Origin of the sequence: Natronincola peptidivorans (assembly GCF_900111615.1) — a bacterium.
In the GTDB taxonomy this organism is placed as follows: domain Bacteria; phylum Bacillota; class Clostridia; order Peptostreptococcales; family Natronincolaceae; genus Natronincola_A; species Natronincola_A peptidivorans.
Genome location: NZ_FOHU01000002.1, coordinates 248,511 through 263,694, shown reverse-complemented (window position 1 = coordinate 263,694; position 15,184 = coordinate 248,511). Strand labels below are relative to the sequence as shown.

Sequence of the window (15,184 nt, the reverse complement as noted above, 5' to 3'; positions counted from 1 at the left end):
TCTCTTTTTTACCTGACAATTCTACCCTTTATGGGTACAACAATATATTTTATTAATATAAGGGGGTCAAACAATATGGACTTAATTATTAAAAATGGCACCATCATCACTGCTGCAGATACTTATACAGCAGATATTGCTGTAAAAGATGGAAAGATTCATATGATTGCTGCGAGCCTTGATGCTCCTGAGGGTGTAGAGGTAGTTGACGCCGCTGGAAAATATGTCTTACCTGGTGCGATAGATGCCCACACCCATCTAGAAATGCCTTTTGGCGGCACTACCTCTGCCGACAGCTATGAAGCTGGCACCCGAGCAGCTGCCTGTGGCGGTGTAACAACAGTTTTCGACTTCGTTATTCAAGGAAAGGGCAAAGGCCTTATCGAGTCTGTAGAAGCTAGAAAAGCCCTTTGCGAGCCACAGGCATGTGTAGACTATGCATTCCATACCGCTATTACTGATTTGCGTCCTGAAGTATTAGAGGAGCTAGAAAAATCAGTTGAATATGGAGTGCCAAGCTTTAAGGTTTTTATGGTGTATAAAAAGGAAGGTCTAATGGTTGATGATGGTGTGCTGGCAGCTGCTTTAGAAAAAGCTAGGGATATTGGTGCTTTGGTATCAGTACATGCAGAGAATCCTGATTTAATCGATAGAAGAATAGAAAAATTTCTAGGAGAAGGCAAAACCTCTGCATGGTATCATTATGAAAGCAGGCCTGAGTTTGTGGAAGCTGAAGCTGTTAAGCGAGCAATCCACTGGGCAAAAGCCTTTGATGCTCCTCTTAATATCGTACACCTTGCTTGTAAAGAAGGCTTAGATGAAGTTACAAAGGCAAGGGATGAAGGTTATCAAATTACAGCAGAAACCTGCCCACAGTATTTATACTTTAATAAGGATGTATATAAGCGTGAAGACGGTCGAAACTGGGTTTGCTCACCTCCTATGAAGGGTCAGGATAGCCAGGATGCCCTTTGGGAAGGAATTAAGCGAGGAGATATCACAACAGTTGCCACTGACCATTGTCCATTCCAATCCTATGAAAAGGACTGGGGCAAAGATGATTTTACCAAGATACCAAATGGCTGCATGGGTATCGAAAACCTATATCCCTATATGTTAAGCGAAGCCAATAAAGGTCGTATTTCCTTTAATAAAGCGGTTGAAGTGTGCTCCTACAATGTTGCCAAGCTCTATGGCTGCGCACCTGAAAAAGGTACCATTGCGGCTGGAAGCGACGCCGACATCGTCATCTATGATCCTAACATGAGCTTTGTTGTTTCTAAGGACAACATGCACTCCGATGTAGATTATACCATCTGGGAAGGGGTAGAAATGACTGGTTATCCTGTGATGACCTTCTCTAGAGGAAAATTAGTATTCAAGGATGGCGAATTTGTAGGAGAAGCTGGTTGGGGTCAATTTGTAAAGCGTAAGGGAAATAAATAATAACAACCAATAATAAAATAAGTTAAGTTGGCACCACCAACTTAACTTATTGAAAAGCCCTATCCGAAGGATAGGGCTTAACTAATAATTTTATAAAGCTTTCTTAGCAATTACATTGACGTCTCTTGGTGTTCCAAAGCTATGGAACTTTCTTTCGCCAGGGGTTATGCAATTCTCGATTGGGCATATAAGCCAGCATAGTCCACAGCCAACACACTTCTCTTCATCAAGACTAGGCTTTCTTTTTTCTTCGTCCCACTTGATGGCTTGATGGCCACCATCATAGCAGGAGATGTAACAGCGTCCGCATCCAACGCATTGATCATGGTCATACTCTGGATACACTTTAAAATCTCTATCGATCTTGTCTGCTGGAATAATGTTTGGCAATGCTTTACCAACGATTTCTTCAAGACTGTTAATACCTTTTTCCTCCATCCAGTAAGACATTCCACTAATCATATCTTCCACGATCCTATAGCCATACTGCATAATAGAAGTTGTTACTTGAATATTTCTGGAACCAAGCAGAATAAATTCTAAGGCATCCTGCCATGTTTCAATACCACCTATACCACTAATAGGCACTCCCTTTAGCACAGGATCACTAGCCATTTGAGCGATAAATCTTAATGCGATTGGCTTTACAGCTTTTCCTGAATAGCCGGAAATAGATGATTTACCATTTACAATCGGTAGAGCAGTAAAATGATCTAAATCTACCTCTGTAATGCTCTTAATGGTGTTAATAGCTGCAATACCTGTAGCTCCACCTTTGATAGCCGCACGGGCAGCAATCTCCATAAGGGTAATATTCGGTGTCATTTTGGCTAATACAGGTAAATGTGTTGCACTGCTGACAGCTTTAGAATATTTTTCTACCAGTTCCATATTCGTACCTACATCAGAGCCCATGGAGGCAGTTGTCATTTGAGGACAGGAGAAGTTACATTCAATAATATCTGCCCCGATTTCTGTTACAGCCTTTGACAGCTTTGCCCATTCTTCTTCATTTTCTCCCATGATGGAAGCTACCAGTACTTTATCAGGAAAATCTTTTTTCAATTGATACATCATTTCTAGGTTCTTCTCTGTAGGCTTGTCGGAGATCATTTCCATATTTTTAAAACCAATAAAAGGTGCTCCTTCTTTACGAGTGGCATCAAATCGAGGTGAACATTCATCTGGGATCCAATAGCCTACTGTCTTGTAAACAATACCCCCCCAACCTGATTCTAAAGCCTTTTTACACATTTCATAGTTGCTTCCGACTGGAGATGAAGATAAGAAAAATGGATTTTCAGATTTTACGCCACAGAACTCTATAGATAAATCTCTTCTTCTTGCCATATTATTTGACACCTCCTTCTTTCTCAACAGCTATTTCTGCTCCGGTAGCCTTCATTTCTCTTAAGGCTGTAAGATATTGATCTATTCCCTCAGCAGCAACCTTACCTTCGGCAACTGCTTCAACAACAGTTTTTCCACCATTTACGATATCACCAGCAGCAAAAACACCATCAACATTTGTTTTGCAGGTATTTTCCTCCACCACAACCAGCTTCTTATCATCTATAGCTATATCAGCAAGTACTGTAACATCTTCCGCGTCTTGACCAATAGCAAATATCACCATGTCAGCTTTTAACTCAATAGTAGACTCTCCATCTCTGCCTAATCCCTTAACACCACACACTTTACCATTTTCTCCTAAGATTTCAGTCATATTAAACTCAGGAATAAAATGTACTCCGATATCTTGAGCATGCTTTAGTTCCTTTTTATTTGCAGGAGCCTCCAGCATACTACGACGATAAAGCACTGTCACTCTATCTCCTAGTAGCTTTGCTGTTACAGCACAATCCATAGCAACATCTCCACCACCGATGACAATAACTCTTTCACCGACTTCAACATCTCCTTGATTTGGCTTGGCTGATCCTAAGAATTCAACAGCATTGGTTACACCCTGAAGATCCTTACCGGGTACATCTAGCAGTTTGGGTAATTGCATACCCACCCCTACGAAAAAGGCTTCATATCCTTCCTCCTTCAGGGCTTCCACTGTAACATCCTTGCCAACCTTACAATTAAATGCAAAGCTTACACCAAGATCCTTTACGTATTGTACTTCATCATTAACAACCTCTTGTGGTAATCGACCCGGTGCTATACCATAGGTCAGCACACCGCCAGCTTCTGGTTTTTCTTCAAAAACAGTTACCGAATAGCCTTTAAGAGCTAGACTTGCTGCAGTAGCCAGACCAGCAGGCCCAGCACCTACTACTGCCACTTTTTCCTTGGTAGCTTCCACTGGATCTAGCACTTTAAAGCCAGTGGCTTTCTCGAAATCTGTTACAAATCTTTGTAGTCTCCCAATCTCAATAGGCTTATCGATTCCTGTTCGGCTACAGGCCTCCTCACATGTTTTATCGTAAGGACACACTCTAGCACATACCCCGCCTAAAATGTTATTTCCTCTAATGGTCTCTGCTGCGCCTTTAAAATTTCTGAAGCGGATAGAACGTATGAATTTCCCAGGATCTGTTCCTGCAGGACATCCAGTACTGCAAGGTGCATCGTGACATAATAGACATCTCGAAGCTTCTTCCATCGCAGTAATCGATGTAAAGGGTGCTTCAACTTCTTTCAAGTATTTCTCCTTTTTTTCCAAGAGCACTTCCCCCTTTATTGGTTTTATCACTTCATAAAAATTTTTATAACAATAGCTCATTATCTCCTATTTGCCCGTTACCACTCTAACGTCTTATAGGCATCAGGCCCAGCTTCTGTTGCTTTAATAAATATAGCTGCATTACCGGCAATAGCCTTGACAATAAAATCTGTTCTTACCTTATCATATGGTGTATGAGCGTATTGCTCCTGCATTGGTGAGTATCCTATGGTAGGCTTTCTATCAATGCCAGCAGTTTTACTTCCATCGGTGCCAAAATCCCAATAGCCATATTTCACTTCTTGGCCAACTGCTTCTAATGCCTCTGCAGCAGCTTTTGTGAAACCATGATCCTTTGGTGTTTTCCATGCAGGCATATTCTTTTCAGCCTCATATTCAACACCAGTATAGGATACTTCTACAGCGGTTTTTATTTTTACATCTGCCTTAAATTCAGGATCAGCTGCAGCTAACTCATCAATGATATCCTGGATTTGTTTAATAACATCTTCAACCTTTTCTCCAGGTATAAATCTTCTATCCAAAGAAAGCATTGTTTTGTCTGGAACAATGGATAACGCCCCCGGTAAACATTCAATGATATTTAAAGAAATAGATGATTGTCCTAGATCAGGGTCCGTTGGTAAGCTTGGGTACAGTTCATCCTTTATCTTTGATATCAAAGGAACTGCCTTGTAGATGGAGTTAATGCCTAACCAAGGTGCACTACCATGAGAGGTTCTCCCATAAACAGTTACCAACATCTCCACCCTGCCCCTATGTCCACAATACAGCTTCAGGGAGGTGGCTTCTGAGGATACCATAGCATCATAGGTTAGTCCCTTAGCAGGTAATGTTTTATCGATAACATGCTTCATTCCTACCATCTCCGCCGGTTCTTCTTGTACAACTCCTTGGAACATAAATTTTCCCTTAAAATCATAGCCCATTTCCCTTAGCTTTAACAGAACAGCACCAGCATATATCTGAGCAGCCTCTCCAGCTTTTACGTCGGAAGCAGCTCGACCATGTATACATTCTGTGATATCCTTTGCTGTTTTGTCTTGATTATCTATTTCACATATATCAATTTCGGCACCATAAGGATCATAGCCTTCCCAGTTATTTGCATCTCCAGCACTAACATGATCCATATGCGAGTTATACATAATGGTAGGTCCATCTTCAGTACCTTTTACAAGTCCAAAAACATTTCCTTGATCATCTTTAAACACTTCATCGTAGCCTAGCTTTTCCATTTCTTCTACTAATAAGTCCGCCAAGTCTCCTTCTTCACCACTTATACTAGGAGTTTGAATTAATTTTTGTGTAAACCTCACTACATCCGTCTTCATCTCTACAGCTATTTCATTAAGATTTTGAAAGACTTCCGGTTTCATGATTCCTATATCACCCATCATCGCAACACTCCTTCTATAATATATTTAAAAGAATTCTCTTATACTAAAGAGTTATTCCTTTCATGCTATAGACCCTTTTCTATCACTGTTAAGACTAGAGCATAAAACACTAAATCCTTATAAGTGTTTTTTGCAAATTTCCTCACATGTAATATATGCAAGTTCTATACCAAAGTTCTAAGGAGTATCAGCAATGCTTTTTCCAGGCTTTTCTACTATATTTTTAAAAGGCCTTTTCTGTTTTGATTCTATTATGTATCAGAAAATTCTGTAGACTTCGATAAATTTTAGACTAGTCTGAAAATTCTATAGTGTCTGTCTACTTTGGTGCCTAGGCGCTTTGATTCATTGTTGTATCTTAGTGATTCAGTTCTTTATCATTTTATTGTCCTTGAGAATTTTGTACTGCTTATATGGATATTTATTGACTTTTAAAGGATTTGTAGTTAACATAAAACTAGAAGGTGGGAGGTACTTTACTTAAAAGATATGCTTGTATGATTATCTTTATTCTGTTTAGAGAAGTGTGGTGTATTGATGATGAGAAGAAGAATTAATTGCTATCAATGTAAATATTTTTTTATCACATGGCACAAGGTATTTCCGAGGGGCTGCAGGTATTTTGGCTTTAAAACCCACAAACTCCCCTCTATAATGGTTTTAGAATCTTCCGGGAAACCTTGTACTGTTTTTGAAGAAAAACAGAAAGAAAGTAAGTGATTTATTTTAATCTTCCATAATCCACAGCAAGGTCAGCACCTATTTTGGCATTATTATATACTAATTGTATATTAGCCTCTAAGCTTTTTCCTTCTGTGATTTCTTTTATCGTGTCTAATAAGAAAGGCGTTATTTCTTTACCCGCTATCCCTTTTATCTTTGCCTCTGATACCGCCTTTTCGATGGCTCCGTTGATTGTTTTTTCCTCCATAGCATAGGCTTCAGGAATGGGATTTGCTACTACAACCCCTCCGTCAAGCTTCATTTCCCATTTTACCTTTAATAATCTAGCAAGCTCTTCTGTAGTTTCTACTGAATAATCCACTGTAAATCCACTTTTTCTAGAGTAAAACGCAGGGAAATCTTCTGTCTGATAACCAATCACAGGTACCCCATGGGTCTCTAGAACCTCTAAGGTCAGTCCTAAATCTAAGATAGATTTGGCCCCGGCACATACAACCGCTACCTTTGTTTTAGCCAATTCCATTAAGTCCGCTGATATATCAAAGGTTTCTTCTGCTCCTCTATGTACTCCCCCTATACCTCCTGTTACAAAAACCTCGATTCCTGCCATAGCTGCTATGATCATGGTGGAAGCAACAGTAGTGGCACCATTTTTTCCTGCAGCCACTATATAGGGTAGATCTCTTCTACTCACCTTTGCTACATTTTTGGCCTGCCCTAATACTTCTAATTCCTTCTCTGTTAGACCCACCTTTATTTTTCCTTCTAGTATTGCAATGGTAGCCGGCACAGCTCCAGCTTCACGTATAATATTTTCGACAGTTTTGGCAGTATGGATATTATCTGGATAAGGCATCCCATGGGAAATAATCGTTGATTCCAATGCCACTAGAGGTAATCCTTCTGCTTTAGCCCTTGCCACTTCTGGGGATAAGCTTAAGTAGTTCTCTATATTTTTCATAGTTATTCCTCCTTTGATTTCTCTTGATTTGATATGAATTCCATTAGACTTTCCTCGCTTATTTGATTATTTACAGTTGCATAGCTGCCAACAGTAAGGGCACCACAGGCTAGAGCTAGGATTACTTTTTCTTTTAAGCTTATTCTCTGCAGAGTTCCATAGACTAGTCCTGCTAAAAATGCATCTCCTCCACCAGTAGTATTTTTTACTTTTATATCAAAGCCCTTCATCCTTCCATAGCTTTCTCCATTATGGTAGAAAGCACCAGCCTCCCCTAGAGATACTACAACTTCCTTTACACCCTTTCTTAACAATATCGCTGCGGCAGCCTTCATATCCTCTGTATTACTTATTTTTCTATCCGTCAAAAACTGTAGCTCCATTAAGTTAGGTTTGATAGTGTGGAAGGCTTCTATATATGGTTTTACCTTTGCTGCCTTTGCAATAGAAACAGTGTCTAAAAACAAAGGAATACTCTTTTCTTTTGTTAAAGCAATAAGAAAACAGATGGCTTCCTCAGAAATATTGGTGTCTACTACGATTACCTTTGCCCTGTTTATAATGCTTTTCTTTTTATGTAAAAACTCTGTATCCAACCGCTTAAATATATCCATCTGAGATATGGCAGTTATCATTTCTCCTTGATCATCTAAGATGGCTAGATAGATGCCGGACTTTTCGTCTAATACTAAGCTATGCTCTAGATTAATTCCTATCTCCTTACATTCCTTTAGCAGCTTTTCTCCATAAATATCTTTCCCAATGGCTGTAATAAGATATGGATTTGCTCCTAGGTTATATAGGTTATGGGCGACATTCCTTCCTACCCCTCCCAGAGACAGTTGGATTTCTCCAGGATTAGAATCAGCCCCCACCATAGGGTTTTGACATTTACCAATAATATCTATATTTGCACCACCTACTACACATACATAGTCTACTTCATTTTTTTGTTTTATATAAGGATCCATCTTTCTTTTATCTCCTTTAACTATTCTATGGACTGTTGAAACCCTTGCCGCAGAGTGTTTATATTACAATACAGGCTTTTTTTCATAGTAATACTTAATCACCAAAAGAGGAACAATGCCTAATAAACTGCTAAAGGCAAAAAACCTGTAGGTGGCTAGGACACTAAATCTATCTATAATGATACCACCTAGTAAATTACAAATAATGGTTCCTACCCCCATGCCTAAGGAAGTATATAATGTAAGGGCAGTTATCCTTAGCTCCTCTGATGAATTCTCTCTAACATATTGTGCTGCAGCTACAATAAATAATCCAACGGATAGTCCTTGGAGAAGAAAAAGATAAAGAATATGCTGATGACTGGGTCCTGTACTATACCAAAACCATCGTAGCACAGAAATCATCGTAGCTGCCAATAGTGTATTCACTAAACCAAGCTTTTTAATGATGGTGCCAGAGACCTTCATCATTGGAGCTTCACTTCCTGCGAATAGTAAAAAGGCTAACCCTATGCCACTTAATCCTCCCCCTAAATACTTAAATAACAAGGCAAAATATATGTTATTGCCATTTATGGGACCAGAAACAAGTAAGGCGCATACTACGATCAGTGTATATTGAGGGGTCTTTACTAATTCTACTAAGCCTTTTCTAAAGCCTACTTTTATATTGCTTTTATTCCCTGGTAAAGGTTTTATCAATAGCAGAGCCATCATATAGGCCAATGCATATAAATAAAATATACTTTTTAAGCCAAATCTTTCACTTATGATGCCGGAAATAAATACTGCCACAGCAAATCCAACTGCGCCCCACTGTCTAATGCTCCCAAAGGAGTACTTCGTTTTTACTGTATGGTTCAAAACAATACTATCCACAATAGGGGGATTGGCCCCTTGAAAAAGATGCAATATAGCAAATCCTAAGAGCAAAATCACAAAATGCTGAAAAAAGGATAGCATTATACTCGCTATTGCAGCTGCAAGGATTGTAGCCCCTAAAACGAGTTTTGTTTTCTGGGTTCTATCACAGATAAGACCCCAAATAGGCTGCGCTAGTATCAATACTACAGCCCCAGTAGCGGTTATTATACCTATTTCTGTACCACTAAGGCCTATTTCTTCTAAATATCGTGCCAATAATGGATACATAGCTCCAAGGGCGAAGTATATCAAACTGTATAGGATACTGAGAGAATAATACATAGATTGTCCCTTTCTTGTAATATGGTATTTTCTTCTATATTCTATCTTATATTATATTGGATTCAGGTACAACTTCAAATAAAAATTATCTTGTGATGCAACACTCATCTTATTTATTTATCCAGGATAAAAAATTATACCACTGTAACAATAAAAATCTGAAGGGCTGACTAATCAGTCCTTCAGACTTTATTATCTCTATAGATTTCTACTACTACATATGCTCATCGTGTAAGCCTAATAGCTTACATATTATTGTAAATGCTTCAGCACGAGTGATTTCATTTTTAGGCTTGAAGCTGCCATCAGGATAGCCCCTTAGGATCTCATGACTTACCCCTGCTTTAACATACTCTAATGCCCACTCTCCTATATCCTCTTTATCTGTAAAAATCAATTCTGTCTCAGGATGAAGCTCTTTTTCAAAACCCTTAATCAGCACTGTCACCATTTCTTCCCTTGTAATATTTCTGTTTGGCTTAAACAATCTCATAGGATAGCCTACGAAAATACCCTCTTGAGATACAGCGATAATGTGTCCTCTTGCCCATTTTGGTAGAGGATCAACATAGCCTGAGAAAAATTTGTCGCTTTCTTCAATCTTTAACGCCTTTGCTATCAATACAGCTGATTCAGCACGGGTGATAGGCTGGTCAGGTCTTATGGTTCCATCGGGATATCCACGGATGATACCATGCCTTAATAGCGTAACTATACAATCATGGGCCCAGTGAGGTACGCCCAGTGGTATTAGATCATCTGGTATTTCTATCATTTCTTCATCCGACGAACCGTTTTCATCAATAATTACTGGTTTGTCGTCATCTTTATCGTCTTTATCATCCTTATCGTCTTTGTCATCCTTATCGTCTTTGTCATCCTTATCATCATTGCCACCGCCGCCATTATCCTGTAGTCTTTCATTGAGGTTTATCGTTAAAGATACCTTAGCCGACATATTTTGCAGCTCATTGCCAGCTTTCTCATCCATAAGCAGTTTGTATTTTAAGTCTATAAAATCGTTTTTACTGATGGAAAATTGATTTGCAGTATTCCCTTTATCATTGGAGGTATGTAGCAGCTCCCCTAAATACTTGCTGTTGATGATTACTTTGTCAAATATAGCTAGCTTCCCCTGTGTTATTGTAAGCTGCATATTCTGCAGAAAAGAAGCATAAACCATATCCCAATCATAGGTTTCCCTGGCTTCTATTAATTCCACCCCTACACCTAAACTACTCCCATTTATGGGCTTGTATTGATTGTGAATACGTATAACGCCTTCCTTATCCTTGCCTGGGTACCATAGTTCTCCTCCAAATAGATTCCCCTGTTGTGAAATTGTCCCGTCATTATGAATAGTAACGACCACATCAGGTTCGCTTCCCGTCATAGCGGAATATGTAAGCTCCATGATATCTCCAGCAAAAAAGCCTACAACAAGTATAATAGCAAGAAACTTCCCCAGCATTTTAAAGAAGCCTTTTCTATTTTTCACCTGTATCACCTCATTTCTTAAAAATACATCTCTCCCTTCTATTAATTTTACCTTTATCTGTAGGTATTCTCTCCCTGCATTAGATTAATTTTTGCTACTACCTTTGGGTTATTTTGTATAGTACCAAAGTATTAGGACTTATTGCTTTCTTCTATTTTACTTTCCTCCAGCAGCTCACCTGTATTGGAGATACTATTTTTTGCTTCTGATTCCTCAATTTTTGCTATTTCCTTTTCTTGAAAAACCTCTGAGTTTGATAACATCTTATGAATATCTAGTATGAAGACCTTGGTTTCATCGAGGATATAAAACCTGCCTATATCATTAAGACTTGAGCTATATTTATACATTATTGGTTTTCCTAATTCATCTGCTATCCGAACCAAGTCCTCTATGGATTTTACTTCACTAAAGTTTTTGGAGATAGCTTCTACCTCCGTGTTTAATGCCACCAAACGATCTCCATGCTTTTTAAAAATTTGATTTATGGTTTTCTCTAATACACTCTTTTTCTCTCTTCCCTTTGTAAAGAAAATCAAGAAGCTTAGAAGAATCAACAGAAAGCCTATCAGCCCTCCATAAAGAATCACTTTTTTTCTATCTATCGGCAGCTGTACCTCAATTGTGTCTTGTATGCTGCCAGATCTTTCATTAATGGGACTACCGCTTATTTCAAAATGATTGGTATTTAATGGTATTGTTATGGAGGAAGACATTTGCTCTGCCACAGGTCCTTTATCTGTGGTGGCTTCCATGTTGATATTCATTAACACAGTCAATTTTACACTGGAGGTAATTTTAGAGGCCTCTATGACATTTCCAGCAAATTCATTATAGCCATGGATATCTAAAGTCACATCCTCTTTGATGGCTACAATTCTATCCTTCTCTTGAAAAGTTTTTTTAGGGGAAAGAATATATCCCTTTCGCCAAATGGTCTTATAGGTTTCTTCATGGCCTGTATACCCCTCTATCTCTGCAACTATCTCATAGTCACCCTTCACCTCAGCTTCTGATTCTCCTTGAAACTCATAGGTAAAGGAGGTGTCTATATAGTCAACAAATTCTGTAATATAGGTCTTCCCTGCACCTAAGCTTTCTTCCTCATAGAGTACATTGGGCCTCAAGAAGACTTCATAATTTATGCCTGATCTATTGTGATAATCATAGAGGGATATCCTTTCTTCCGCGTATTTAGGCACCTTGACTTCTTGATGTAAAAAAACAGCAATAGGAATAAGAGCGAGGATATTCATTATCATCAAGGTAATTTTGAGTTTTTTATTTATTTTTATTTTCATTTAGGTATCCCCCTGTCATCAAAAATCATATTATTATATAGCACTATATTACATATTCTCCATTTTTTACTATAATCCTTTCCAAAATAGAAAAGTTAGAAACCAAAGTCCCTAACTTTTTCTATATATAATCTCAATTTAATATTTTAAGCAGAAAAAGAATTAATAATTTTGTTCAAATTTGAGTAACAAATCAAATTCAATAGTCTTACCTTGTAGGTCATTATCTGTTACAGATGAAGGCATTTTGATATTATAACCACTTTCTGCAGCTATAATTTCTAGCCATCCACCTGGTTCTAATACTAATTGTTCACCAAGTATATTTTGATATAAAGGTGGTATATTCATTAATCTATATTCTAACCAATTTTCAAAATTATCGAAATCACCTACATTAGACAAATCAAACTGAACCCAAGGTTCACTTTTAAAAGGTCTATAATATTTGATTCTATGAATTCCATATCTCAAATTGTTTGCTAACGCTCTATCTTCATCTGAAATTATGGCTTCTACCCCAGTGATTTTAGCTGGTACTGTACCTTCATTTTTAATTATGAAAGCCATATTTCCTCCAGTACCTGGATATAAATCATTTATTTTGAAAGTAAGAACATCTTGATCATTATTTACTGATGTTTCTACTGACATATACCCCGCATCATTTGGTATTGTATTATCTGAGTAGTTGGCAAATACTACCTTCAACTCACCAGTATTAACTGTACCTGTAATCTTTAAATCCTGTGTCCAATAGGCATAACCAGCCCCTATTACCATTACAGCTACTATTAATATCACTGCAATAAATCTTGTTTTTTTCATAAAAGCACCTCTCTCCTTTTTTTCTTGTTTTGATACCATTAAACATACTTTTTATTGGTATTTCACTCAACGAATTATTTCAGCATATTACTAGATTGTATCATCATTATATTGATATGCCTTCATATTGATGGTAAATTCAATGGCCCCTTCTTGCCCTTGTTTTAAATCATTATTTTTTGCATCAGGATCAATTTGAAGTGTCATTTTAACTTCTACGTGATCATTATCAGGCTCTAAACGAATGTTTAACTCATTGAGAAGTGCGTCTTTTAGTGTAGTTTTCTCACTAAATACTTTTTCATTGCCGTCTACAGAAAGTTTTTTACAAAGAACTAATCCTTCATTTGTTCCCTCACCTACTACCTCACTAAAATCAAAACCTTTTACAATTGCTGCTAAAGTTCCTTTATTAACCAATTTAAAGCTAATATCTGCCTGGGCACCTGGGTATGCATCTACTAAGTCTAATTTTAAAGCGGGGATATCAGCATCGTCATCAATATCAAAGTCGCTTGACTCATGCATATAGGTATTGTTTGGTAATACCAATTCAGGTCCTTCAAATTCTACCTCTAACCTACCAGTAGTAATGGTATTTTCGATGGTTAAATCCTGGGTCCAATAGGCATAACCAGCGCCCATCATCATAACTGCTACTACTAAAATTAATGCTAAAAATCTTGATTTTTTCATTGAACATCTCTCCTTTTTCTTTTTTCTTACCTTTTTTCAATGAAAGTACAATTAAATCTGCCTTCTATTGTACTCTTACATTACTCATTATAGTGTTTTCATGGGATTTCTACGCCCTGCAAAAGTGTAGTTTCTGCTAAGAAAAAGGTGTTGTTTTTTATTAATTCTTTCTTCCTATTCAACTACTACTTTTGTACCATGTGTTTTCTATGTTTTTTATGAAATTCTCAAAAAGATCACAGAAAAAGACAGGATATTTACTCCTGCCTTAAAATAGGATTAATATATTATTTCCTCTATAGGAACCTGTTCCTTGCTCCTCATTAGTAAACTTGGCCAGCCTATCTTAGGTACCACATAGACAATTTTTCCTTTAATCTGTTGAGGTTCCACCAAATCAGTATCTATAGCAGAATTATTATCTCCTTTGGTGCGATAGCTTTTTTGTTGATTTTCATCTTCCACAATTTCTATAATCCGATGAGAAATCAAAATCGTGTCTCTTTTAAATTGGATGACATCTTCTACCTGCAAGCTGTGGATATCCTCCATGTTTCTCACCTTTTCAACAAGGATTACATCTCCTGCCTTAATCATGGGTTCCATACTGCCTGTAGCTATAACAGAGGGATAGATAGGAAATACTCCTACAGAAAACCATATGATGGCTATGGAAACAATACTGGTAATCATCCACCCTAATAGACCTTCATCATCCTTTTCATGTCTTTTCAATTGCTTAGATGCTTTCAAGTACATACCTTGTATAGCCATCAAGGAGAAAATTGGGCATAGCACACCTATCAAGGCTTTGGTAATCCATTTTAGATTTGGAAGGATTGGCGAAAGCCAGTGAAAGGCTTGGATAGCTGCTAGATAGATCATAGACGCTATTGGTCCTCCTAAAAAGGCTAAGTAGGTAGCCAGTAAATGATGGGCAAACTCTGGTGCAAAGAATTCTGCTATGAATTTTACAATATCAGAGACTTCTTTTAGCCCCAAGAACCTACTAAAGGATATATTGGTGACCGTCATCAATAAGGTCACCAGTATAAATACAATATAGTTTTCTTCCTTAGTTAAGTTGCTTATTAAACTGTTTCTAACCAATTCTCCTGCCACCAATACAGAGCCTACAAAAATAATGTTCATAGCAATCCCTTTAGGGGTCTGACTATAAGGACTTTTGCCAAATCCATCGATGAAACCAGCCATAGCAGAAAGAATAATAAATATGACTGCAAAGTTAAAGGCCCAGAGATTTATAAGGTTTTTATGCTTTAGACCTGCCTTTGACCGAACAACAGGAAAAGACCAAGCCACATAGGCTAGGCCAATCCACAGTAATGGTTTGATTAAATTGTTATATATCCTAATATTTACTAAAGCCTTAGCGGGTGAATTATCTATGATATATAAAAATATCATTACTCCTATAAGGAAAAAGCACCGATGCTTCGACCTCTGGGTTGGTAAATATTCTTTTGTTATCATCCTT

12 protein-coding genes are annotated in these 15,184 nt (G+C 37.7%); 1 reads left to right on the top strand and 11 read right to left on the bottom strand.

Features of this window, described 5'->3' with window-relative positions:
* Positions 1-75: 75 nt before the first annotated feature.
* Positions 76-1,446 carry a dihydropyrimidinase gene (hydA, locus tag BMX10_RS03935; protein ID WP_090439665.1) on the top strand — a complete coding sequence of 457 codons (1,371 nt, stop codon included), beginning with the start codon at positions 76-78 and terminating at the stop codon, positions 1,444-1,446.
* 90 nt (positions 1,447-1,536) lie between these two features.
* Here hydA and preA read toward each other — a convergent pair whose 3' ends face one another.
* The 11 genes from preA to BMX10_RS03875 form a co-directional block, all read right to left on the bottom strand.
* Complete coding sequence (gene preA, locus BMX10_RS03930; protein WP_090439662.1) at positions 1,537-2,796, bottom strand: NAD-dependent dihydropyrimidine dehydrogenase subunit PreA; 1,260 nt, start codon at positions 2,794-2,796, stop codon at positions 1,537-1,539.
* Between the two features lies 1 nt (position 2,797).
* Positions 2,798-4,120: an NAD(P)-dependent oxidoreductase gene (locus BMX10_RS03925; RefSeq protein ID WP_170834671.1), complete on the bottom strand. Its 1,323-nt coding sequence runs from the start codon at positions 4,118-4,120 to the stop codon at positions 2,798-2,800.
* Between the two features lie 77 nt (positions 4,121-4,197).
* The gene (locus BMX10_RS03920; RefSeq protein ID WP_244272628.1) at positions 4,198-5,541 is read right to left on the bottom strand and encodes a M20/M25/M40 family metallo-hydrolase; all 1,344 of its coding nucleotides are present in this window, start codon (positions 5,539-5,541) and stop codon (positions 4,198-4,200) included.
* Positions 5,542-6,262: 721 nt separating this feature from the next.
* Positions 6,263-7,186 (bottom strand): pseudouridine-5'-phosphate glycosidase, encoded by a 924-nt coding sequence (locus BMX10_RS03910; RefSeq protein WP_090439653.1) that lies wholly within the window; start codon positions 7,184-7,186, stop codon positions 6,263-6,265.
* A 2-nt stretch (positions 7,187-7,188) separates the two neighbouring features.
* Positions 7,189-8,157 carry a carbohydrate kinase family protein gene (locus BMX10_RS03905; protein ID WP_090439650.1) on the bottom strand — a complete coding sequence of 323 codons (969 nt, stop codon included), beginning with the start codon at positions 8,155-8,157 and terminating at the stop codon, positions 7,189-7,191.
* A 63-nt stretch (positions 8,158-8,220) separates the two neighbouring features.
* A complete protein-coding gene (locus BMX10_RS03900) occupies positions 8,221-9,363 on the bottom strand; it encodes an MFS transporter (RefSeq protein WP_090439648.1) in 1,143 nt (380 codons plus the stop codon).
* A 214-nt stretch (positions 9,364-9,577) separates the two neighbouring features.
* Complete coding sequence (locus BMX10_RS03895) at positions 9,578-10,861, bottom strand: S-layer homology domain-containing protein (protein WP_090439645.1); 1,284 nt, start codon at positions 10,859-10,861, stop codon at positions 9,578-9,580.
* A 131-nt stretch (positions 10,862-10,992) separates the two neighbouring features.
* Positions 10,993-12,162 (bottom strand): DUF5305 family protein, encoded by a 1,170-nt coding sequence (locus tag BMX10_RS03890; protein ID WP_090439642.1) that lies wholly within the window; start codon positions 12,160-12,162, stop codon positions 10,993-10,995.
* A gap of 162 nt (positions 12,163-12,324) precedes the next feature.
* A complete protein-coding gene (locus tag BMX10_RS03885) occupies positions 12,325-12,990 on the bottom strand; it encodes a SipW-dependent-type signal peptide-containing protein (RefSeq protein WP_170834670.1) in 666 nt (221 codons plus the stop codon).
* A gap of 90 nt (positions 12,991-13,080) precedes the next feature.
* On the bottom strand, positions 13,081-13,686 hold the full coding sequence (locus BMX10_RS03880; RefSeq protein WP_090439637.1) for a SipW-dependent-type signal peptide-containing protein: 606 nt from the start codon (positions 13,684-13,686) through the stop codon (positions 13,081-13,083).
* 279 nt (positions 13,687-13,965) lie between these two features.
* Positions 13,966-15,180, bottom strand: a complete 1,215-nt coding sequence (locus tag BMX10_RS03875; protein WP_090439631.1) for a signal peptidase I — start codon at positions 15,178-15,180, stop codon at positions 13,966-13,968.
* Positions 15,181-15,184 lie beyond the last annotated feature (4 nt).